Annotated in this window: 18 protein-coding genes and 2 pseudogenes; 9 read left to right on the top strand and 11 right to left on the bottom strand. The window is 70.6% G+C overall.

From position 1 onward, the window contains the following. Positions 1-68: 68 nt before the first annotated feature. Positions 69-707 carry a response regulator transcription factor gene (locus tag ABZ860_RS17075; RefSeq protein WP_357220798.1) on the bottom strand — a complete coding sequence of 213 codons (639 nt, stop codon included), beginning with the start codon at positions 705-707 and terminating at the stop codon, positions 69-71. Next, on the bottom strand, positions 704-2,779 hold the full coding sequence (locus tag ABZ860_RS17080; RefSeq protein WP_357220800.1) for a GAF domain-containing sensor histidine kinase: 2,076 nt from the start codon (positions 2,777-2,779) through the stop codon (positions 704-706). The genes ABZ860_RS17075 and ABZ860_RS17080 overlap by 4 nt, the downstream gene beginning before the upstream one ends. A gap of 144 nt (positions 2,780-2,923) precedes the next feature. On the opposite strand from ABZ860_RS17080, the gene ABZ860_RS17085 reads away from it, so the two are divergent. Beyond that, the gene (locus tag ABZ860_RS17085) at positions 2,924-3,352 is read left to right on the top strand and encodes a hypothetical protein (protein WP_357220802.1); all 429 of its coding nucleotides are present in this window, start codon (positions 2,924-2,926) and stop codon (positions 3,350-3,352) included. A 10-nt stretch (positions 3,353-3,362) separates the two neighbouring features. Here ABZ860_RS17085 and ABZ860_RS17090 read toward each other — a convergent pair whose 3' ends face one another. Continuing rightward, the gene (locus ABZ860_RS17090; protein WP_357220804.1) at positions 3,363-4,091 is read right to left on the bottom strand and encodes a class I SAM-dependent methyltransferase; all 729 of its coding nucleotides are present in this window, start codon (positions 4,089-4,091) and stop codon (positions 3,363-3,365) included. Between the two features lie 93 nt (positions 4,092-4,184). After that, positions 4,185-5,408 carry a hypothetical protein gene (locus ABZ860_RS17095; protein WP_357220805.1) on the bottom strand — a complete coding sequence of 408 codons (1,224 nt, stop codon included), beginning with the start codon at positions 5,406-5,408 and terminating at the stop codon, positions 4,185-4,187. A 535-nt stretch (positions 5,409-5,943) separates the two neighbouring features. Between ABZ860_RS17095 and ABZ860_RS17100 the strand changes: the two genes are divergently transcribed. Further along, on the top strand, positions 5,944-7,518 hold the full coding sequence (locus ABZ860_RS17100; protein ID WP_357220807.1) for a Re/Si-specific NAD(P)(+) transhydrogenase subunit alpha: 1,575 nt from the start codon (positions 5,944-5,946) through the stop codon (positions 7,516-7,518). A 2-nt stretch (positions 7,519-7,520) separates the two neighbouring features. Next, positions 7,521-8,927, top strand: coding sequence for a Re/Si-specific NAD(P)(+) transhydrogenase subunit beta (pntB, locus tag ABZ860_RS17105; protein WP_357220809.1), 1,407 nt, complete (start codon positions 7,521-7,523; stop codon positions 8,925-8,927). Positions 8,928-8,984: 57 nt separating this feature from the next. Here pntB and ABZ860_RS17110 read toward each other — a convergent pair whose 3' ends face one another. Then, positions 8,985-9,422, bottom strand: a complete 438-nt coding sequence (locus ABZ860_RS17110; RefSeq protein WP_357220811.1) for an ester cyclase — start codon at positions 9,420-9,422, stop codon at positions 8,985-8,987. Positions 9,423-9,678: 256 nt separating this feature from the next. On the opposite strand from ABZ860_RS17110, the gene ABZ860_RS17115 reads away from it, so the two are divergent. From ABZ860_RS17115 to ABZ860_RS17125, 3 genes are all read left to right on the top strand, one after another. Further along, positions 9,679-10,242 (top strand): helix-turn-helix domain-containing protein, encoded by a 564-nt coding sequence (locus ABZ860_RS17115; protein WP_357220813.1) that lies wholly within the window; start codon positions 9,679-9,681, stop codon positions 10,240-10,242. Beyond that, positions 10,239-11,513 (top strand): MFS transporter, encoded by a 1,275-nt coding sequence (locus ABZ860_RS17120; RefSeq protein WP_357220815.1) that lies wholly within the window; start codon positions 10,239-10,241, stop codon positions 11,511-11,513. Before ABZ860_RS17115 ends, ABZ860_RS17120 begins: the two co-directional genes overlap by 4 nt. 202 nt (positions 11,514-11,715) lie before the next feature. Beyond that, positions 11,716-12,618, top strand: coding sequence for a VOC family protein (locus ABZ860_RS17125; RefSeq protein ID WP_357220817.1), 903 nt, complete (start codon positions 11,716-11,718; stop codon positions 12,616-12,618). 45 nt (positions 12,619-12,663) lie between these two features. Here the strand turns inward: ABZ860_RS17125 and ABZ860_RS17130 are convergent, their stop codons facing one another. From ABZ860_RS17130 to ABZ860_RS17150, 5 genes and pseudogenes are all read right to left on the bottom strand, one after another. Next, complete coding sequence (locus ABZ860_RS17130; protein ID WP_357220819.1) at positions 12,664-12,813, bottom strand: hypothetical protein; 150 nt, start codon at positions 12,811-12,813, stop codon at positions 12,664-12,666. 70 nt (positions 12,814-12,883) lie between these two features. After that, positions 12,884-13,132: pseudogene (locus ABZ860_RS17135) on the bottom strand (TetR family transcriptional regulator); the annotation flags it as partial. A gap of 189 nt (positions 13,133-13,321) precedes the next feature. Next, positions 13,322-14,338: a HEAT repeat domain-containing protein gene (locus ABZ860_RS17140; RefSeq protein WP_357220821.1), complete on the bottom strand. Its 1,017-nt coding sequence runs from the start codon at positions 14,336-14,338 to the stop codon at positions 13,322-13,324. Positions 14,339-14,344: 6 nt separating this feature from the next. Continuing rightward, the gene (locus ABZ860_RS17145; protein WP_357220823.1) at positions 14,345-15,037 is read right to left on the bottom strand and encodes a HEAT repeat domain-containing protein; all 693 of its coding nucleotides are present in this window, start codon (positions 15,035-15,037) and stop codon (positions 14,345-14,347) included. A 173-nt stretch (positions 15,038-15,210) separates the two neighbouring features. After that, a complete protein-coding gene (locus ABZ860_RS17150; RefSeq protein WP_357220825.1) occupies positions 15,211-17,028 on the bottom strand; it encodes a tetratricopeptide repeat protein in 1,818 nt (605 codons plus the stop codon). Between the two features lie 379 nt (positions 17,029-17,407). On the opposite strand from ABZ860_RS17150, the pseudogene ABZ860_RS17155 reads away from it, so the two are divergent. Further along, positions 17,408-17,638, top strand: a pseudogene (locus ABZ860_RS17155) (DUF6817 domain-containing protein); the annotation flags it as partial. Positions 17,639-17,811: 173 nt separating this feature from the next. Here the strand turns inward: ABZ860_RS17155 and ABZ860_RS17160 are convergent. Further along, entirely contained in the window at positions 17,812-18,444 is a 633-nt protein-coding gene (locus ABZ860_RS17160) for a hypothetical protein (RefSeq protein WP_357220827.1), read from the bottom strand. A 204-nt stretch (positions 18,445-18,648) separates the two neighbouring features. On the opposite strand from ABZ860_RS17160, the gene ABZ860_RS17165 reads away from it, so the two are divergent. After that, positions 18,649-19,872: a sensor histidine kinase gene (locus ABZ860_RS17165; RefSeq protein ID WP_357221442.1), complete on the top strand. Its 1,224-nt coding sequence runs from the start codon at positions 18,649-18,651 to the stop codon at positions 19,870-19,872. Further along, a complete protein-coding gene (locus tag ABZ860_RS17170; RefSeq protein WP_357220829.1) occupies positions 19,869-20,528 on the top strand; it encodes a response regulator transcription factor in 660 nt (219 codons plus the stop codon). Before ABZ860_RS17165 ends, ABZ860_RS17170 begins: the two co-directional genes overlap by 4 nt. Positions 20,529-20,614: the final 86 nt, after the last annotated feature.

Below are 20,614 nucleotides of genomic sequence, written 5' to 3' on the forward strand. Positions count from 1 at the left end.
ACCCACCCGCGGGCCCCCCCCCCCCCCGGACACCCCCCCCCGCGCCCCGGCGTTTCCCCGGCCCGCGCCTACCGCCCGCCGAGACCGGCGTCCCTGGCGCGCGCCACCGCCGCGGCACGATCGGAGACGCCGAGCTTGGCGAAGATGTTCGACACGTGGTTGCGCACGGTCTTCTCGCTCAGATACAGGCGCCGCGCGATGGCGTGGTTGGTGAGACCGGCGGCGACGAGGTCGAGCACCTCCACTTCGCGTTCCGTCAGCTCGGGCAACGGCCGGGGCCGCACGGCCGGCGCGGTGAGAGCGGCCAGCACCCTGCTTCCGGTCGCGGCGCCGAACACGACCTGTCCCGAGGCCACCGCCTCCAGCGAGCGCACGATGTCCGCGGGCGTCGCCTCTTTGAGCAGGTAGCCGCGGGCGCCGGCCCGTACGGCGGCGAGGATCGACGCGTCGTCGGACAGCATGGTCAAAGCCAGCACGGCCACGCCGGGATGCCGGGCCGTGATGCGGGAGGTCGCCTCGATCCCGCTCATGCCCGGCAGATGCAGATCCATCAGGACGACGTCGGGTGTGACCTGGTCCACCAGCTCGACGGCCGCCTCGCCGGTGCTCGCCACCCCCGCGACCTCCACCTCGGGCAGATCGCGGAAGAGCGCGACCAGCCCTTCGGCGAACACCGGGTGGTCCTCCACCACCATGACGCGGATCATCGCGCCGCCAGCGGGAGCCGTACGACCAGGTGCGTGCCCGCTCCGGCCTCGTCGAGCAGTTCGAAGGTGCCGTTGAGCTCCTCAGACCGGCGTCGCATGGAGGCGAGGCCGAACCCCCGGCGGGCGGGAGCCCCCACCCCGACGCCGTCGTCGTCGACCCGCAGCTCCAGAACGCCCGGCGCGTCGCCCGCCCGCAGGCTGACCGTGCACCGGGACGCCATCGCGTGCCGTACGGCGTTCGTCATGGCCTCGGCCGCGATCCGGTAGGCGGCCAGCTCGACCGGCGGCGGAAGCGCGGGCAGGTCGGGCGGGGCCTCCACCTCGACCGCGAGGTCGCCCGCGAGACCCCTGCCGAGCTCGGCCAGCGCGCCCGTGAGCCCCAGCGTGTCGAGGGGCGGCGGGCGCAGGTCGTTGACGATCGCACGGACGTTCTCGACCGTGCCGCGGATTCGGCCGGACAGCTCGTCCATCACCTGCTTGGCCCCCTCGGGATCGGTGTCGACCAGGCGCCGGCCGCGGTCCACCTGCAGCGCGAGGGCCGCCAGCGTGGGGCCGAGCCCGTCGTGGAGCTCGTAGAGCAGCCGGTCGCGCTCCTCCTGCCGGGCCGCCAGCAGCCGCCCGTGCGAACGCTCGAGATCGGCCCCGAGGCGGTGCGCCCGTACGGCCACCGCGACGTGCGGCGCGAGCTGCGCCAGCAGCGCGCGGTCCTTGGGGCGCAGCCGCTCCCCCAGCACGAGCGTGCCGACCCGCTCGCCCTGGTGGAGGAGCGGAACGCTCTCACTTGTGTCGGCGCCGCTCGGGCGGCCCCAGGAGGCCACGACAGCGCCCGACTCCTCGACGGCCACGTAGTGGATGCGCAGGACCCGCCCTACCTCCGCGGCCATCCGCTCCAGGAGGTCGCCGGGCGCACCCGCGTCCGAGAGCCGCACGCCGAGCCGGCGCAGTGCCCGCGCCGGGTCGTCGCGATCGCCGTACACGAGGCGGTTCGCGGCGGCCGACACCCGCAGGTGGAGAGGGTGCACCGCGAGCGCCACGATCAGCACGGACGCCCCGGAGCCGACCGCGTTCCCGAGCGTGGTCACGACCAGGGCGTACGCGGCCAGCAGGGCGACGCTGAGGGCGCCGAACGCGAGCGCGCGCGACAGCAGGAGGTCGAGGTCCCACAGGCGGTGCGCGACGACGGCCACCGCCACCGCCACCGGCAGCGGGACGGCGGCGAGCGCCACGATGACCGGCCCCCACGGCACGAACAGGGCGACGCCGAGCAGGCCCACCGTCAGCAGCGCGGCGGCCAGCACCCATTGGAGCCGCCGTCGCACCTCCTCACCCGCGGACCGGTAACGGCCGACGAGCGAGCCGACCGCGGCGAGCACCGCGCCGACCGTGCACACCGTGCCCGCGATCATGAGGGCGTCCGGAACCCCGGTGAGCCCGGCCAGCACGCCGGCGTACCCCTTGGGGAACAGCCCGGGCACCTGCTCGTAGGTCACCGGGCGGAGCATCCAGTCGAGCGTGTTCACCCCGATGCCGGCGTACGCCGCGACCTGTGCCGGCCACCAGCGGCGCGAAGGGAGGCGGCCGTCCGGGAAGATCAGCAAGAAGATCGTCGGGACCAGGAGGTAGGCGGGGATCCACACCCAGTTGGACACCCACATCGCCCAGTCGTCCCCCGGCAGGCCCGCGCCGCCACCGTCGATGCCACCGTCGATGCCACCGTCGATGCCACCGTCGATGCCACCGTCGATGCCGCCGTCGATGCCGCCGTCGATGCCGCTGTTGATGCCGCTGTTGATGCCGAGCAGGCCGTACGCGCCGAGGGCGAGCCCGAGCCCCTGGGCCGCCCCGACGACCACCATCACCCAGCCGACCCGGCTCCCCGGCCGCTGCGCCACCACGAACAGGCCGGGCACGCCGAACGACAGCGCCGCGACCGCGCGGAAGGCGTCGAACCGTTCGACGATTCCCGTCACGCCCAGCTGCCGCAGCCTGGGCTCGACGACCAGCGCCCCGAGGACCAGGACGAGCAGCACGCCCGCCGCCACGGCGGCGCGCCGGGCCGATCTGTCCGTCATGAAGGGGATGTTGCCATCCGCGCGTCCCGTCGTCACGGGACGAGATGTCCCGTCCCGTTGAGGACCGGTGGCTCATGCCGGCTGGACGTCCCCCGCCGGACCCTCGAATGCGCAACCATTCACCGCGTTCTCCGAGGAGGGGCAATGTCCGCACCCACCACCACACCCACCACAGCCACCGCCGGTTCGCTCTCGTCCGCGCTCGTCGCCGGCGTGGGCCTGCTGCTCGCCATGGACGTCGCCGGCGCGATCATCTCCCTGTCGGCGGGTCTCAGCCCTACCCTGCTCGACGCCCTCGGGCCGCAGGCGCGGCTGTCGGCGCCGATTCCGATGATGATCGCGCAGGTCGTGCTGGTCGTCGGCGCGACCCGGCGCCGTCGCGGCGTCGCCGTCCCCGCCTCGGCCCTCCTGGTCGTCGCCGGAGTGCTCGCCTTCGTGTCCGGCTTCTACGACGGCGGCTACGCCGCCGACCTCACGGCGGGTCAGCGGGTCTTCCAGATCGCCCTCGTCACGGCCCACCTCGGAGTCGGCGTCCTCGCGGGGTTCCGCCTGGCAGGGCTGCTGCGCCGCTGACCGCAGGGGGTCACATGCGGCGCAGGAGCAGGGTGACGAATCCGAGGGCGCCCCGGTAGCCGCCGAGCCACATGTCGCGATGCTCCCTCATCACGGCGAGGGCCTGCTCACCGTCGGGGCCGGGGTTGTCCGCGGCCCAGCGCGCCAGCGTGCCGGTCCACGACCACTCGTACTCGTCCCATTCGGCCGGATCGCTCACGTGGGCGTAGACGGTCAGCCAGCCCTTGGACTCGGCGGCCTCCACCGTGCCCGCGAGATCCGGATATTCGCCGATCGCCTCGGCAACCTCGGGAGCGGGAGGGCGCTCCCAATATCCCTCCCCCACGAGTGCGAGGCCGCCGGGCCGTACAAACCGGGCGAGCGCCTCCATCGTCTCCGTCAGCCCGCCGAAGGCGTGCGTCGAGCCCACGCACAGCGCCAGATCGTACGGCTGGGCGGCCGTGAAGGCGCCGGCCGGCATCGTGTGCAGCGTCAGCCGGTCGGCCAGCCCTCGCCGGACGGCCGCCTCGTCCGCGGACGCCACGGCGTGCGGAGAGACGTCCACGCCGTCGGCATGGGCGGACGGCACGAGTTCGAGCGCCCGGAGCGACCACTCGCCCTGGCCGCATCCCAGGTCGAGGATGCGTGCTCCGTCCGGCAACGCGGCGCGGCACAGCAGCCGATCGAGATTGGCGGCCGAGACGGGTGCGGCGACGGGGTGGTCGCGATGGGCGATGGCGCTGAGCAGTTGTCGATCCATCGGGCCATGCTGTCAAGCCGGACGGAGCGCCTGCATCTGCATTTGTCGCGCGATATCCGGTCGCGGCCGCTGCTGGTCGACGGGGGCGGCGGGTCAGCCGGTCCAGGAGCTGTTGAGGAAGGACATCATCATCGGCACCATGAGCGGCCCGATCACCGTGGCGTAGACGATGATCACCGACCGGTGGCGGGCGCCCGCCCGGCCGATGAGCACCCACAGTGGCCACCACAGCAGCACCGACCTGGGGATCGACATGTAGAACGAGGAGGTCACCAGCGCACCCAGCTGCAGCCCGACGTAGACGAACTCGGCCCAGCGGCGGGCGACGAGCAGCCAGACGAGCAGCAGCACCCCCACGATCGCCGCCGCGATCTCCAGACGGAACATCGGCGCGAACCCGCCGTCGCCGCCGGTCGAGTCCCACGTGGCGCGGAACGCCTCCCAGGGCCAGACCGGTTTGCGCCCCCATCCGGTCTGCTGCGCGTTGTTCCAGGCCAGCCAGTCACCCGTACGGGAATGCTGGTAAGCGGCATAGACGAGGATCGGCGCGAACGGCAGCACCAGCCAGGCCCCACGCCACCAGCCCGCCCAGCCGTCCTTCCGGATGCGGCTGACGACGAACTCGACGATGAGCGCGACAGCCAGGAACAGGCCGGTGATCCGTACGCAGGACGCCCCGGCGGCCAGGGCACAGGCCAGCGGCCAGGCTCTGCGGCGGGCCGCCAGCCAGGCGGGCAGCGCGAAGGCGAGGAAGAGCGCCTCGGAGTAGCCGGCGAACAGGAAGACCGCGGGGGGACACAGCAGCAGCGCCAGGACGGCCCAGCGCCCCGCCCCGGCGGGCCCCTCGAAGTCGGCGAGCCGGGCCAGCGCCACCACGGCCACCGCGCCCGCCACGAAGGAGATGATCAACCCGGCCAGCGTCCAGTCGTCCACCACCAGATGGACCAGCCGCAGCGCCAGCGGCAGGCCGGGGAAGAACGCCGGCAGCCCCGGATCGGGCTCCAGCTTCGGGTCGCCGTCGTAGCCGAACTCCGCGATCTTCCGGAACAGGTCGACGTCCCAGAACTTCCACCGCTCCAGCAGCGGGGCGTGGTTCTGACCGGAGACGATCAGGATTCCGTAGACCGCCACGAGGAGCATGCCCGCCCTGGTGCCCACCCACAGCAGCAGCGCGTCCCGGACGGTGGCGCTTCGCCACAGCGGACCGGCGGCGGCCTCGCCGGCGGAAAGACCCGTATGCCCGGCGGACTCCGTGTCCGGCCCGGTTCGCTCCCCGCGCTCGGGGTCGTGCTCAGCTTCCTCGACGAAAGCCGTCACGTGCCGTCTCCTCTCGCACCTGCCGGTCCTCGCCGCGCGGAGTCCTAGCGCTTCAGAGCACGGTGTCCTTCCGCCTCGAAGCAGGCTCCATCCCCCGGACCACTGCAGCTCCCCTGGGCCGTACGCGGCGAGCGGCGGCCGCGCCCATGATCGGCAATCATGTCAACCGCCCGAGGTCCCGCGCCAGGGCGAATCCGGCGCCGCCCGCGTGCGCCGCCGATGACCTCGGGTTTCCGCCGTCACGAGCCGAAGCGGCCGGCGCCCGGGATGAAAGTTGCAGCACCAGGGAACCCGGAGGTCCGCGGAGTCATGCCGGGTGGGCAACCACCGGTGGCTATCCCTTGATCCGTACGCAGGGAAGTCGGGACAATTTCCCCGATATTCACAGCAAATCCCATCCATCCCTTTCACCGCCGCCCGTACGGCGACGCGTGGCATGCCGCCTTCCACACCACCGCGACCCACGAGTGAGCGGAGGACGGCGGCGACCGCAGGGTCGGCCAACCCGACGACCCGCCCGACAGAAAGGATCGTGATGAGTCACTCAGCGCACCGCCTGGGCGTGGTCGCCGAATCGGCGCCGGGCGAGACACGCGTGGCGGCCACCCCGGCCACCGTCCCGCAGTTGGTCTCGCTCGGCTACGAGGTGATCGTCGAATCGGGCGCCGGCAGCCGGTCGGGCTTCACGGACGACGCGTACGCCAGGGCCGGGGCGCGGATCGCCGGCCGCGGGGAGACATGGGACGCCGACGTCGTGCTGAAAGTGAACGCGCCGTCGGCGGACGAGATCGCGGCACTGCGCGAGGGAGCCACGCTCGTCTCCCTGATCGGCCCGGCGGCGAACGCCGGCCTGGTGGACGCGCTCGCGCGACGGCCGATCACCGTGCTCGCGATGGACGCCGTGCCGCGCGTCTCCCGTGCGCAGGCGCTCGACGTGCTGAGCTCGATGGCGAACATCGCCGGTTACCGCGCCGTCATCGAGGCGGCGCACGCGTTCGGGCGGCTCTTCACCGGCCAGGTGACCGCGGCGGGAAAGGTCCCCCCGGCCAAGGTCCTGGTGGCGGGCGCGGGAGTGGCCGGGCTCGCGGCCATCGCCACGGCCACCAGCCTGGGCGCGGTCGTACGGGCGACCGACCCCCGTCCCGAGGTCGCCGAGCAGGTGCGCTCGCTGGGCGCGGAGTTCCTCGACGTCGGGGTCGCGCAGCAGGCGAGCACGGACGGGTACGCCCGGGAGACCTCACGGGACTACGACCGCCGCGCCGCCGAGATGTACGCCGAGCAGGCCGCCGACGTGGACATCGTCATCACCACCGCCCTGATCCCCGGACGTCCGGCCCCCCGGCTGCTCACGGCCGAGCACGTGGCGCGCATGCGCCCGGGCAGCGTCGTCGTCGACATGGCCGCCGCGCAGGGCGGGAACGTCGAGGGCACCCGTCCCGGGGAGGCGGTCGTCACCGAGAACGGCGTGACCATCATCGGCTACACCGACCTCGCGGGGCGGCTGCCGGCCCAGGCCTCGCAGCTCTACGGCACCAACGTCGTCAACTTGATGAAGCTGCTCACCCCCGGCAAGGACGGCCGCCTCGTGCTGGACTTCGCCGACGTCGTGCAGCGCGCGATGACCGTCGTGCGCGAGGGCGAGAAGACCTGGCCGCCGCCGCCCGTGCCGGTCAGCGCGGTCCCCCCCGCCCCGGCCACTTCCGCCGCACCGGCCGCGCCGGCGCGGGGAACGGCGGCGGCCTCCGCCGGGAGACCGCCGTCGCCGCCCGGACGGCGACGCCATCTGGTCACCGCCGCCGTGGCCGCCGCGCTGTTCCTCCTGACCGCCTTCTCGCCGAACGCGCTGATCGAGCACGTGACCGTCTTCGTCCTGTCGATCGTGATCGGCTACTACGTGATCGGCAACGTCCACCACGCGCTGCACACGCCGCTGATGTCGATCACCAACGCCATTTCCGGGATCATCGTGGTCGGCGCGCTGCTCCAGATCGGCCAGGGCGACACGGTCGTCGCCGTCCTGTCGTTCGTCGCCATCCTGCTGGCGAGCATCAACATCGTCGGCGGCTTCGCCGTGACCCGGCGCATGCTCGGCATGTTCACGAGGAGCTGACCGTGACCCTCGCCACGGCCGCACAGGCCGCCTACATCGTCGCCGCCCTTCTGTTCATCCTCAGCCTCGCCGGCCTGTCCAAACACGAGACCGCACGCTCCGGCGTCGTACTGGGCATCTCCGGCATGGTCATCGCGCTCGCCGCGACGGTCGTCCTCGCGGCGGACGGCGGCGAGACCCTCGCGGTGGTCCTGCTCCTGGCCGCGATGGCGATCGGCGCCGCCGTCGGGCTCTGGCGGGCCCGGATCGTCGAGATGACCGCCATGCCGGAGCTCATCGCCATCCTGCACAGCTTCGTCGGCCTCGCCGCCGTCATGGTCGGCTGGAACGGCTTCCTGGAGGTCGAGAACGGGGGCGGAGCGCAGGCGGAGGTGCCCGGCTCGCTGCTGGGCGTCCACCACGCCGAGGTGTCCATCGGCGTGTTCATCGGGGCGCTCACGTTCACCGGGTCGGTCGTCGCGTTCCTCAAGCTGTCGGCCCGGATCGACTCCCGCCCCATGATGCTGCCGGGCAAGAACCACTTGAACCTGGGCGCGCTCGCGGCGTTCGCGGTCCTGACCGTGCTCTTCGTGATCTCCCCGAACCTCGGGCTGCTCGTCGCGCTGACCGCCGTGGCGCTGCTGCTCGGCTGGCACCTGGTCGCCTCCATCGGCGGCGGGGACATGCCCGTCGTCGTCTCGATGCTCAACAGCTACTCCGGGTGGGCGGCCGCGGCGTCCGGGTTCCTGCTCGACAACAACCTGCTGATCGTCACCGGCGCCCTCGTCGGCTCGTCCGGCGCCTACCTGTCCTACGTCATGTGCCAGGCGATGAACCGGTCGTTCATCTCCGTGATCGCCGGAGGTTTCGGCATCGAGGCGGGCCCCGCCGGCGACCACGACTACGGCGAGCACAAGGAGATCACCGCCCCCGAGACCGCCGACCTGCTCAAGGAGGCCAAGTCCGTCGTCATCACCCCCGGCTACGGCATGGCGGTCGCGCAGGCGCAGTATCCGGTCGCCGAGCTCACCCGCAAGCTGCGGGAGCGCGGGATCGAGGTGCGCTTCGGCATCCACCCGGTCGCCGGCCGCCTGCCCGGTCACATGAACGTCCTGCTCGCCGAGGCCAAAGTGCCGTACGACATCGTCCTCGAGATGGACGAGATCAACGACGATTTCGCCACCACGTCGGTCGTCCTCGTCATCGGTGCCAACGACACCGTCAATCCGGGGGCCGTCGAGGACCCGGACAGCCCCATCGCCGGGATGCCCGTCCTGCGCGTGTGGGAGGCGGAGAACGTGGTCGTCTTCAAGCGGTCGATGGCCACGGGGTACGCCGGGGTGCAGAACCCCCTGTTCTTCCGGCACAACAGCAGCATGCTCTTCGGCGACGCCAGGCAACGCGTGGAGGAGATCGTCTCCGCGCTCTGACATGCGCCCGCCGGCGGACCCCGATCCGGGCCGGGAGGACGACCCTCCCGGCCGCGGTCACCCGTGCTCGATCTTCGTCAGTCCGAAGCCGAGCTGGCTGTAGAGCTCCAACTGGTCGAAGTATTCGCGGTGCGTGACGATTTTGCCGTCCCTGACGAAGGTCGAGCAGGTGGCGCGGAGAGTGATGTGACGGCCCGTCCCCTCTATCTCGCGCCCGTCGGGCAACAGGAAAGGCCCGGTATGGGTGCCGGTATAGGTCCATTCCGTGACGGCGGGGTTCTCACAGTCGCCGAGTTCGAACCATGCCGTCGCGTGAAAGTCCGGAAAAGCTTTGAAAAACTGCTCGTACACCCAGGCGATCTGGTCGTGGCCTTCCGCCACGCCTGACGGCGTGACATACACGGCGTCGGGGCTGTAGCAGCACAGGATTCCCGATATGTCGTGCGTATTGATCGCGTCGGCCAACCAGTGCTTGAGGTCCCAGAAAGTAGCCATAAGGCGCCCTCGATGCGTCGGATCTCGGCTTCCCAATTTACGCAAAGAGCGGTCTTCCTATGGTTCCCGTAATTCCTCGCCTTGGCAAAGAACGGTTCGCGGTCGTCCCCGTGTGCTACGCGGCTCCCGCTCCATGCGGGCGTCACGGAGGTCTGCGCGACGGCGAGCCGCGATGTCCTGGCACCCGGGGATCTCACGGCTTCAAAGACGTACAAGAGTCGTTGCACAACAGCTCTTGTACTCCTAGGGTGAGCGGGTGAATGATCGCCCAACGCGTGAAGTACGCGACTCGAAGGTGCTCGCCGCGATGTCCCACCCGCTGCGCCGGAGACTTCTCGACATCCTGCGGGTGGACGGGCCCTCGACGGCGTCGGTGCTCGCCGACAGGACCGGCCAGGCCGTCGGCAACATCAGCCATCATCTGAAGGTCCTCGCCGCGAGCGAACTCGTCGAGGAGGTGCCGGAGCTCGCGCGTGACCGCCGGGAACGCTGGTGGCGCAGATCACCCGGCGTCCTCAGCTGGTCGGCGTCGGACTTCCCCGACGATCCCGTGGCCGAGGCGGCGGAATCGCTCGTCCTCGACCGGCAGACCGCGCTCGTACGCCAGTGGTTCGCCGAGCGCGACGACTACCCGGAGCCGTGGCGGCGTGCGGCGTTCACCACCGACCACTGGGCGAGGCTGTCGGTCGCCGAGCTCGCCGAGCTGGAAGAGAAGATCTTCGCCCTGTTCGCCTCGCTGGCCGACCGGGAGGTCCCCGACGACGGGGAAGACCGCAGGCTTGTCTTCCTCACCGTCCGCGCCGTACCGGGCCGGCCGTGACCACGACGCCGGGCGTACGGCGCGGGCTGCTGGGGAGCCGCGACTTCCGGCTGCTGTGGATCGGCGAGACGACGAGCACGCTCGGCGGTTCCGTGGGCGGCGTGGCGCTTGCGCTGGTCGCCGTGATCACACTGCGCGCGAGCCCCCTCACGGTCGGGCTGCTGACCGCGGCCGCCTGGCTGCCGTGGCTGCTGGTCGGACTGCCCGCAGGCGCGTGGGTGGACCGGATGCCGAAACGGCCGGTGATGCTCGTGTGCAACACCGTGTCCATGGTGGTGTTCGCGAGCGTGCCGATCGTGGCATGGCTCGGCGCACTGACGACGGCGCATCTGCTCGTGGCGGCCACGACGGGCGGTGCGGCGAGGGTGTTCTTCACCCTCGCCTACCGCGCCTACCTGCCCGTCCTCGTCGAGAGCGAGCGGCTGCTGGAAGCCAACGCCAAGCTCCAGGGCAGCGAATCGGCCGCGCAGATCGCCGGTCCGGGACTGGCGGGGCTGCTCGCGCAGTGGTTCGGCGCGGTCAGCGGCGTGCTGGCCGACGCGGTCAGCTTCGCGATCGCCGTGCTGTGCCTGCGTTCCGTGAGGGCCCGCGAGACCCGCCGGGAGAGGGCCGCGAAGCGGCGGCTGCGCGCAGAGATCCGCGACGGTCTGCGGTTCGTCGTGCACGACCACTACCTGCGCACGCTCACCGTCTTCGGCGCGATATCCAACATCGCCCTGATGGGCTACTCGTCGATCCAGGTCGTGTTCCTCACCCGGGATCTCGGTGCGGGGGCGGGACAGGTGGGCGTCGTGCTGGCGGTGGCGAGCTCGGGCGGCCTGTTCGGCGCCGCGCTGTCCGGCCGGATGGCCACGCGATTCGGAACGGCGCGGGGTTTCCTGCTGTGCGAGGCGCTCGCCGCACCCATGGCTCTGCTCGGGCCGATCGGCAGCGGCGGCACAGGACTGGCGCTCTTCACCGCCGCGGGTTTCGGCACCAGCCTGGGCGTCGTGGCCTCGAACATCCTGACGAGCACCTTCCGCCAGCGCTACTGCCCGGCCGAACTGTTCGGGCGGATCACCGCGAGCACTTCGGCCCTGAACTACGGCGCGATCCCCCTCGGCGGGCTGCTCGGCGGCCTGCTGGGCGATGCCGTCGGCGTACGCGAGACCATGATGCTGATGGCCGTCGTCCAGCTCTCCTCGGTCGCCGTCCTGCTGCTCAGCCCGTTCCGCCCCCTACGCGACTTCCCCGCCCCCGCACCGCAGCGCCTGCACGGCATCCTCGGGTAGGGCCGCAACCCGGTCCCGGGCGACAGGGATCGACTCGACGATCGAGCACACCCACCGCTCGGCCCCGCGTGTCGGCGCCACGTCCCGCCGGCCCGGGGGATCGGCTTGCCGAAGACGCCGTTGCCGCGGCAGGTGTCCAGGACCTTCCGCATCAGTGCCCCTGCCCGCGCCGGTCTCCCCCGCCGGTGTATACAAGGCGAACATGACAGCGGATACCTTCACGGATTCGACCGCGTTCCTCGCCTCCAAGGGCGCCGCCGGGGTCCCTCACCCCGGCGGCACGCTCCTGGAGCACCTGCACCGCGTCGCCACCCTGCTCGATGACTGGGACGCGCCCGAAGAGGTGCAGCTCGCCGGTCTGTGTCACGCGGCCTACGGCACAGACGGCTTCGACCACCGGCTCCTCGACCTCGCCGACCGGACCGCGCTGACCGAGGTGATCGGAGCCCCGGCCGAGGCGCTGGTCTATCTCTACGCCTCCTGCGACCGCGCGGCCACCTACCCCGCCCTGCGCTTCGCCGACCGCTTCACGGGCCGGCCGGTCGACCCCTCCGACGCCGAACTCCGCGCGTTCATCCTGATCACGGCCGCGAACGAGATCGACGTCGCCCGGCACAACGCGCAGATCCGGGCGCAACACGGGGCCGCGCTTCACGCGTTCTTCGCCCGCAACCGGGACCTCCTGCCACCGGTCGCCTGGGAGGCGGTCAAGGAGACCTTCGCCGTCCGCATCGCGAGCCTCGATCACCTGGTCCTGACCGTGGCCGACGTCCCCCGCACGATCGACTTCTACCGGGACGCCCTCGGAATGGAGCCGGTGACCTTCAGCGGTGGCCGCCACGCGCTCGCCTTCGGTTCCAGCAAAATCAACCTGCACCAGGCCGGGCACGAGATCCGGCCGCACGCTCTCCGCCCCGTGCCGGGCAGCGCCGACCTCTGCCTGATCACCCACACGCCCCTGAACCAGGTGGCCGCCCATCTGACCGCCGCGGGCGTACCCATCGAAGAGGGCCCGGTTCCCAGGACCGGCGCGCTCGGCCCGATCACCAGCCTGTACATCCGCGACCCCGACCACAACCTCATCGAGATCGCCAACTACGACTGAGGAAGCGGCCCTGGTCGGGCCCCGGCCCCGAACCCCGGCGACCCCTCAATCAGAAGTGCGGAGCAGGCGGTGGAGGAGGTCCTCCACCGCCGCCAGCGCCGTACGCTGATCGCCGCTCCTGGCCACCAGCATCGCGCTCTCGTTGACCGCTGCCAGCAGCATGTGCGCGTGCAGGTCCAGGAACTCCGCCGGCACCGCCCCCCGTACGCTCGAGCGTCGCCTTCAACATGCCGAACGAGTACCGCTCCTCCATGGCCCGCCACCGCTCCCACCTCAGCACCGCCGGCGCGTCGATGAGCACGATCTTCCTGATGACCGGATCTCCGGCAAGCTCGATCCAGGCCGGGACACCGGCTCGCAGCGCGGCCGCCGGGTCGGTGATCCCGCGCACCGCCTCCATGATCTTGGCGCCGATGGCCGCCTCCGTGGCCTCCAGCACGGCCTCGAACAGCGCCTCCTTGCCCGAGTAGTGGTGGTAGAGCGCTCCCCTGCTCAGCCCTGACTCCTGAAGCACGGCCTCGATCGAGGTGTCGTCGTAGCCGTGCTCGGCGAACAGCCGCGTGGCGATCGCCAGGACCTTGTCACGGGTGGCCGCGCCACGTCACTCGGCATCCGTCTGGGCGAGACCCTGCCCTGCTGCTATGCCGTACGCCAGGCGTCCCCGACGCATGCCTCTTGGTAGTTCCACCACCCTGCGCCGCTATCAGTGACCATCGCCCGTCTCGTTGCGCAGCTTGAGGATGTATGTCGCAGTGAGCGCGATGGCACGGTCTTCGTCCCGTGACAGATCTGCGAGGGCACGTGACGTCGTGGGACCCGGGATATCCGCGAGCGCCTGTGTCAGTCGTAGACGTGCGGACGCGTCACCGGTGCCGTGGGCGAGGCCGTCAGCGAGCCCGGTAGCGATCCGATCCGCCAGCGCCGGATCGCTCGCCAGGGCGCTCAGCGCATCGGCCGCGTCCACGTCGTTCACCCCCTCGACGACCATGTCGATGAGCGTCGGGACCGCGTCGGCTACCCCACGTGCCCCGAGCGCCAGAGCCGCGCACCTGCGGACCACGACGTCGGAGTTCGTGAGGGCGTCCCGCAGCAGTGCGGTGGCCTCACCGCTCGGGATCTCGGCGATGGACTGGACGGCACGTTTCCGCACCTCCCCCACTGGCGAGTGGAGGCCCTCCGCCAGCAGCGACGCTCCGGTATCGCCCGACCGCGCCAGAGCCCATCGAAGGGCTCCGGCGACGTTCGGGTCCGTCTCGCTCAACGCCGCCTCGACCAGAGCTTCCACCGGCACCGGAAACTCTTCGACCGAGGACAAGGCCGCGCGCTGGCGCTTCCCGGCGCTCTCCGACCCCAGAGCCTGAAGGAGTGCCACGGTCCGGAGGACGTCCTCCCAGTCGGCGGGTTCCGCGGCACCGATCCGGCGCAGTCGCGTGAGCAGTTCCGTCTCGGCCGCGATGCGTTCTCGCGTCTGGCGGATGAGGTCGTCGACGAGCTCCGAGGGCGTGAAGCCGGGATCATCCAGCGCACGTCCGACTTCACGCAGCGACAGCCCCAATGACCTCAGGCTCTCGATGTGGAAGATCCGCTGGATGTCCTCGCTGGAGTACTCCCGATAGCCGGCCTCGGTACGACCCGTCGGCCGCACCAGCCCGAGCGATTCGTAGTGCCTGAGCATGCGGGCGCTGACCCCGGACCGTTGTGCCACATCACCGATCAACACCGCCTGTCACCCCTCCTGGCCTGCCACGCCGAGGACTGCGACGCGCTTCGCCTCCTCGATCGCGAGCTCGAAACCGGCATCCGGGTTGCGCCACAGCCGTTCCGTGGCGATCGCGTGCCTGCGCACGCGAGGGTCGCGACTCGTCATCGCGGCGCGCAGAACCGGCATGATCACCTCACCCAGCGCGATCAACGCCCGGCTCAGGCTCAACTGCGTCTCACGCTCGCCGCGTCCGAGCTGTGTCGCCAACACTCCGGCCAATTCGGAATCCTCACCTTCGGGCATGAGGACGACCGCTGCCCGCCAGGCGCTTCGCGCCACCTCGTCGTCGGCGTCGGTCAGCAGCGCCTTTGTGATCGCCGGCCACGCCTGCCGATCCCCGATCTTGGACAGCGTGTGCAACGCCTGGCTCCGCGCCTGCGCACGCTCCGAGCGAAGTTCGCCGATGAGCTTCGGAACCGTCATCGATGACGAGTGGCGGGTGAGCGCCCACGTGAGCATGTCGCGCACGTAGAAATCGGGCTCGATCGCGCATCGTTCGATGAGCTTGTCGATGAACCGCGGGTCCGGGCTCGTGCCGACCGCGAGCACCGCCTGCAGCCGCACCGACGAGCTGCCGTCCTCCAGCCCCTGGAGAGCTCGCATCGTGTTCGTGTCCTCTTCCGGCATGGTCATCGTAACCACCACCTCCTCGGCCACAGTGAAGGCCTTGTCACTGTGTCAAGGTCAAGCGGAGCCGCGCGTGAGATGGTCGGACGTCCTCCGCCCACCGAGCCCGGAGCTTCTCACTTCGGCACGATCGGAAGCGGCGCACGCCGGATGATCGACGCGCGCCGGGCGAGGTCTCGAGGAGCCGCGCCGGGGACGTCCGGTCAACCGGCGCAGCGGTTGTCGGTGAGGGATGTGTTCGCATCGGAGTTGCCGAGGGACTTCGCCGCGTTCCAGTCGGCGCAGGCGGCGCCGGTGTCACCCAGCCGGGATTCCGCCACCCCACGCTGGTAATAGGCGTCGGCGTATCCCGGGAGCAGTCCGATCGCTGCGTTCAGATCGGATATCGCCCCCTGCGGGTTACCCAGCTCGATCCCGGCGACTCCCCTTGAGTAGTAGGCCTCCGTGAGCTGCGGGTCATAGGCGATGGCCGTGGAAAGGTCCGCGTACGCGCCCGGGTAATCGCGCAGAGCGATTTTGGTCTTGCCGCGCTCGCTGTAGGCGGCTGGGAAGGTCGGAAGCCGCGACACCTCATAGTCGAGCTCGCTGAGCGCCCCGGTGTAGTCGCCGTAGTGGTACTTGATCAGGCCGAGGTAGTGGTGGGCCAGGACGAAGTCCGGGTCGAGTTCGACGGTGCGCTCGAAATCCGATGTGGCGTCGGTGTAGTTTCCGTCGCGGAATCTGGCGATGCCCCGGCTGTTGTACGCCAACACGAGGCCGGGCTCCTTCGCGATGGCGTCACTCATGATGGTCTCCGTGTTCCGCCATGCCGTGTTCCGGATGATGGTCAGCGTGGCGAAGAGGATCGCGAACACCGCCGTCACCCCGATCGCGCCGGCATGCAGCCTGCGATCGCGGTGCCGGAGCGCTGTGTCCGCGAAATGTCCGGCGATGAGGAAGAGGCCGAGATACGGCAGGTACGCATATCTGTTCGCGTGGTAGCCGTCGATGAGGAGCACGGCCTGGGTCGGCGCGATGGTGACCGCGAAGAACCCGAGTCCGAAGACGACGATTCTCCGGGCCGGCCTCACCAGCCACAAAGCGGCGGTCCCGGCCGCGAGCACGAGCGGGAAAAAGTAGAAGTACCAGGAGAAAGGCTGGTGGGGGTACTCGTAGGCGAGAGACAGGTGGAACGGGTAGACCGACCGCACCAGGTGATCGACCAACGCCGAGCAGGTGAGAAGGATCCGGTCCAGAACGCTGTACCTGTCCTGCGCGACCACATCCTGCCGTACGTTCAGCGCGACGAGAACCGTGATGACGGCGGCGACGAAAAACGGGGTCTTCTCCAGGAACAGACGCCGGCTCGGCCTGCGGCCCTGAAAGTGGTCCACGAGGAACAACACCAGGGGAACCGCGACGGCGGTGGACTTGGAAAGCACGGCCAGCCCGAACAGGACCACGGACCAGGCCAACGGCCGCCAGCGCTCTGACCCGGTGTAGCGCAGGTAGACCAGGAGCGCGGCCAGCGAGAAGAGCGTGGCCAGCAGGTTGCTGCGGGCGGAGATCCACGCGACCGTGTCGACGTTCACGGGATGGATGGCGAACACCACCGCGACGAAACAGGCGAGGAAAGCCCGCTCGGTGAGCCGGCGGACCAACAGGAACACCAACACCACATTGGCCAGGTGCAGTATCAGGTTCGTGAAGTGGTACATGCCGATCGCGCCGTGGCCGAACAGATAATCGATCGCGTACGACACGTACACCAGCGGCGTGTACATGAACTGCAGCGGCGTGGTGAACCAGTGGCCGATGTTGGCCCCGCTGAACTCCCGGATGGAGATGTTGTCCACCACCCCCTCGGGATCGTCGAAATAGATGAAGCCGTTGCCGAGACCGTTGGCGTGCACGGCGAAGGCTCCCGCGACGATCAGGAACAGAATCTGCCAGTGCAGGGAAGAGTTCTGCGTTCTGGTTGCAGGTTTGCGCACGGCGGCATAACCGGCGCCGCGGCGAACGGCCGGGCGAGCGGGCGTCATCACACGCCTCCAGTGAGCGTCGTCGCTGTCGGGCGTCCCAGTCCCGCCGGCGTTCTTCCGCCGGCTTTCCGGTGTTCCGCGACAAGGCCGAAGTCGTGCGTTCCCGGAAATCGTGGACCGTCTCGGACTGTACGCCGCACTGATCGAACCCGATACCGACTGCGGCCCGCTTCCTCCCTCAGAGGGGGCCTGATCAGGCGAGCTTGCCCAAGGCGGCGAAACCGCCGTCTGAAAGGATCAGATCGGCGGCCGCCGTGGTCTCCTTTAGGCGGGCCGGTGAGGCTGGGCGCTACCCGCACCGACACCAGCGGCTTCTACGGCTCGCATCCGGCCGAGCCCCTGACCCACCTTCACGGATTCGACCGCGTTCCTCGCCTCCAAGGGCACCGCCGGGATCCCTCACCCCGGCGGCACGCTCCTGGAGCACCTGCACCGCGTCGCCTCCCTGCTCGATGACTGGGACGCGCCCGAAGAGGTGCAGCTCGCCGGTCTGTGTCACGCGGCCTACGGCACAGACGGCTTCGACCACCGGCTCCTCGACCTCGCCGACCGGACCGCGCTGGCCGAGGTGATCGGAGCCCCGGCCGAGGCGCTGGTCTATCTCTACGCCTCCTGCGACCGCGCGGCCACCTACCCCGCCCTGCGCTTCGCCGACCGCTTCACGGGCCGGCCGGTCGACCCCTCCGACGCCGAACTCCGCGCGTTCATCCTGATCACGGCCGCGAACGAGATCGACGTCGCCCGGCACAACGAGGAAGGACCCCTGGTCCAAGCCTGGACAGATCAGCCCCGGATGCCGGCAGCCGCCTGCCCGGCCGTCGCGGGGGTATGCTCCGGCCGCCCCCGCGAGGCGAAGATGCCGACGGCGAACAGCGCCGCGAAGAAGACGCCGTCGGGCAGCAGGAACCAGGCTCCGGGCAGCCCGAGGGCACCGAGGAGGCACGAGACGATCAACGCGACACCGATCCACCACGGCAGCATCCGCGCCCTCAGCACAGCGATGCCGAGGCAGATCGAGCCGACGACCAGCGCCAGGAGCGCGACACCCTCGAAGGCCGCGAACCCCGGCGGTTCCTGTGCGGGGATGCCGCCGTGGCCGGCCAGATACGGCTTGACGAACGCCTCAGTGGTGCCTTCGCCGACATTGAGCATCACCAGCGCGGCGAATACGCCGGCGTAGCCGACGATGTGCAGCTTCGGCGCACGTCCGGCGAAGGTCAGGATCACCGGCAGCCCCAGCGCGATGATGACGTCCCCGACCAGTGCGATCCCCTCGAACAGCGGCCAGTTCCGATAACGGAACACCTCGTCGCCGCCGCCCGGCGCGAGCAGGTTGGCGGCGAGGTAGCCCGCCAACGCGACGATCGTGCCGACGATGAGCGCCCATCCGGCGAGGCGTCTCACGTTCACGGTCATGGTCTCCTCCATGGTTCGCAGCGCCAGGCGCTGTGCGCAAAGGCCGTCCGTCGGCGGCGCGTCCCCAGCGTCGGCCCTGCGCACCCGCGGGGTCGTCGTACCGGGGTCGGCACCGGGTGGTACCCCGGTCGCGAACCGCGCGGCCGGAAATGCGACCTGCGGATGACGCCACACGAGCGCGCCCGTAGGTAACTTGCGGATGTGATGGACGTGACGAACCCGGCCCAGGCGCGGGTGGAGTCGCCGGCGCGTGCGTGGCTGCAGCACGGGCCGGCCGGGCTGCTCCCCGACGCGCTGCTCGCCCTCGCGATCACCGGCTTCGCCCAGGCCGACCTCGCGTTCCATCTCGACAACTCGACGCCGTACGGCCCGATACCGGCCGTGGTCGCCTCCACGCTGGTGGCGACCTCGATCCTGGCGTTGCGCCGGGTGACGCCCCTCGCCACCGCCGTGATCCTCACGGTCGCGATCGCCGGGCCGATGCTGGTGACGCCGCTGACGGTCACGCTGTGGGGCGACTTCCTGCCCATCCTGGTCGCCACCTACTCGGTGGCCCGGCACAGCGTGCCGGGCCGGGCCTTCATCGGCGTGGCGGCCGTCGGCGTCGGCTTGGTCGTAGTGTTCCTGCGCAACCCGGAGTCCGGCACCGTCGGCAACATCCCGTTCGTCGCGGTGCCGCTGGCGGTGTGCTTCGTCGCCGGCCGGGTGCTGCGTGCCCGCGCTCGCAGCCACTCCGACGACCGCGCCCGGGCCCGGCGGCTGGAGGCCGAGCGCGAGGAAGCGATCCGAGTCGCGCTTGCCGACGAGCGCGCCCGCATCGCGCGCGAGTTGCACGACATCGTGGCCCACTGCGTCAGCGTCATGGTGGTCCAGGCGGGCGCCGCCGAGGACCTGCTCGACCGCGACCCGCAGAAGGCGCGAGCACCGCTGCGCTCGGTCCAGGAGACCGGACGGCAGGCCGTCGGCGAGCTCGGGCGCATGCTCGGCCTGCTGCGCGGGGAACGGGCCCGGCTCGCGCTCAAGCCGCAGCCGGGCACGGCAGACCTGGCCGAACTGGTCGACCACATGGCCGCGGCCGGCCTGCCGGTCGAGCTCACCGTGGAGGGTTCGGGCCGCCCGCTCCCACCCGGCGTGGACCTGACCGTCTACCGGATCGTGCAGGAGGCGCTCACCAACGTGCTGAAACACGCCGCGCCGACCACCGCGCACGTGAGGTTGCACTACGACGATCAGTCCGTACGGGTGAGCGTCCGCGACACCGGGCGAACAGGCGGGCCGGGCAGAGCCGGCACCAACCGCGTCGGGCACGGCCTGATCGGCATGCGCGAACGGGTCGGGCTCTACGGTGGCTCGCTTGAGACAACCCGCTCGCCGGGCGGTGGCTTCACCGTTACGGCACAGTTGCCGCTGGAGGCGGGCCAGCGATGATCAGGGTCTTGCTTGTCGACGACCAAGCCCTCGTACGCGGCGGTTTCCGCTCGATTCTGGAGGGTCAGGACGATATCGAGGTGGTCGGCGAGGCCGTCGACGGCATCGAGGCCATCGACCGGGGGTGCGTGCTGCAGCCCGACGTCATCCTCATGGACATCCGCATGCCGCGCTTGGACGGCATCGAGGCGACGCGCCACCTGCTCAACGGTGGCACCTGCCGGGCGCGCATCCTCATGCTCACGACATTCGATGAGGACGAGTACGTCTACCAGGCGCTGCGGGCCGGAGCGAGCGGCTTCCTGCTCAAGAGCGCACCGCCGCGCGAGCTGGCCGGGGCCGTCCGTACAGTCGCCGCGGGCGACGCACTACTGGCACCGGAGATCACCCGGCGGATGATCGAGGACTATGTCCGCCGCCCACGGCCGGGCTCTGACCGTCCAGCCGGGCTCGAGACACTGACACCGCGCGAACTCGAGGTACTGAGGCTCATCGCCCGAGGCCGCTCCAACGCAGAGATCGCCGCGGAACTCTTCCTCAGCGGGCCAACGGTCAAAACCCACGTCACCCGCATCCTCGCCAAGCTGGGTCTCCGCGACCGAGTCCAAGCCGTGGTCTTCGCCTACGAATGCGGCCTCGTCCACCCCGGCCGCTGACCACGGCCGCGCACCAGACCCGCCACCCCGCCGGCGAGGATCAACCCGGGAGGTGTCCGCGACATCCAGCCGAACTTGTCCGTGTC

The organism is Microbispora sp. NPDC046973 (assembly GCF_040644495.1).
Taxonomy (GTDB): domain Bacteria; phylum Actinomycetota; class Actinomycetes; order Streptosporangiales; family Streptosporangiaceae; genus Microbispora.

Coding starts and splice junctions, on each gene's coding strand:
- ABZ860_RS17075 (WP_357220798.1), bottom strand. CDS start 707: ATGATCCGCGTCATGGTGGTGGAGGACCACCCGGTGTTCGCCGAAGGG.
- ABZ860_RS17080 (WP_357220800.1), bottom strand. CDS start 2,779: ATGACGGACAGATCGGCCCGGCGCGCCGCCGTGGCGGCGGGCGTGCTG.
- ABZ860_RS17085 (WP_357220802.1), top strand. CDS start 2,924: ATGTCCGCACCCACCACCACACCCACCACAGCCACCGCCGGTTCGCTC.
- ABZ860_RS17090 (WP_357220804.1), bottom strand. CDS start 4,091: ATGGATCGACAACTGCTCAGCGCCATCGCCCATCGCGACCACCCCGTC.
- ABZ860_RS17100 (WP_357220807.1), top strand. CDS start 5,944: ATGAGTCACTCAGCGCACCGCCTGGGCGTGGTCGCCGAATCGGCGCCG.
- ABZ860_RS17110 (WP_357220811.1), bottom strand. CDS start 9,422: ATGGCTACTTTCTGGGACCTCAAGCACTGGTTGGCCGACGCGATCAAT.
- ABZ860_RS17125 (WP_357220817.1), top strand. CDS start 11,716: ATGACAGCGGATACCTTCACGGATTCGACCGCGTTCCTCGCCTCCAAG.
- ABZ860_RS17150 (WP_357220825.1), bottom strand. CDS start 17,028: ATGACGCCCGCTCGCCCGGCCGTTCGCCGCGGCGCCGGTTATGCCGCC.
- ABZ860_RS17160 (WP_357220827.1), bottom strand. CDS start 18,444: ATGACCGTGAACGTGAGACGCCTCGCCGGATGGGCGCTCATCGTCGGC.
- ABZ860_RS17165 (WP_357221442.1), top strand. CDS start 18,649: ATGGACGTGACGAACCCGGCCCAGGCGCGGGTGGAGTCGCCGGCGCGT.
- ABZ860_RS17170 (WP_357220829.1), top strand. CDS start 19,869: ATGATCAGGGTCTTGCTTGTCGACGACCAAGCCCTCGTACGCGGCGGT.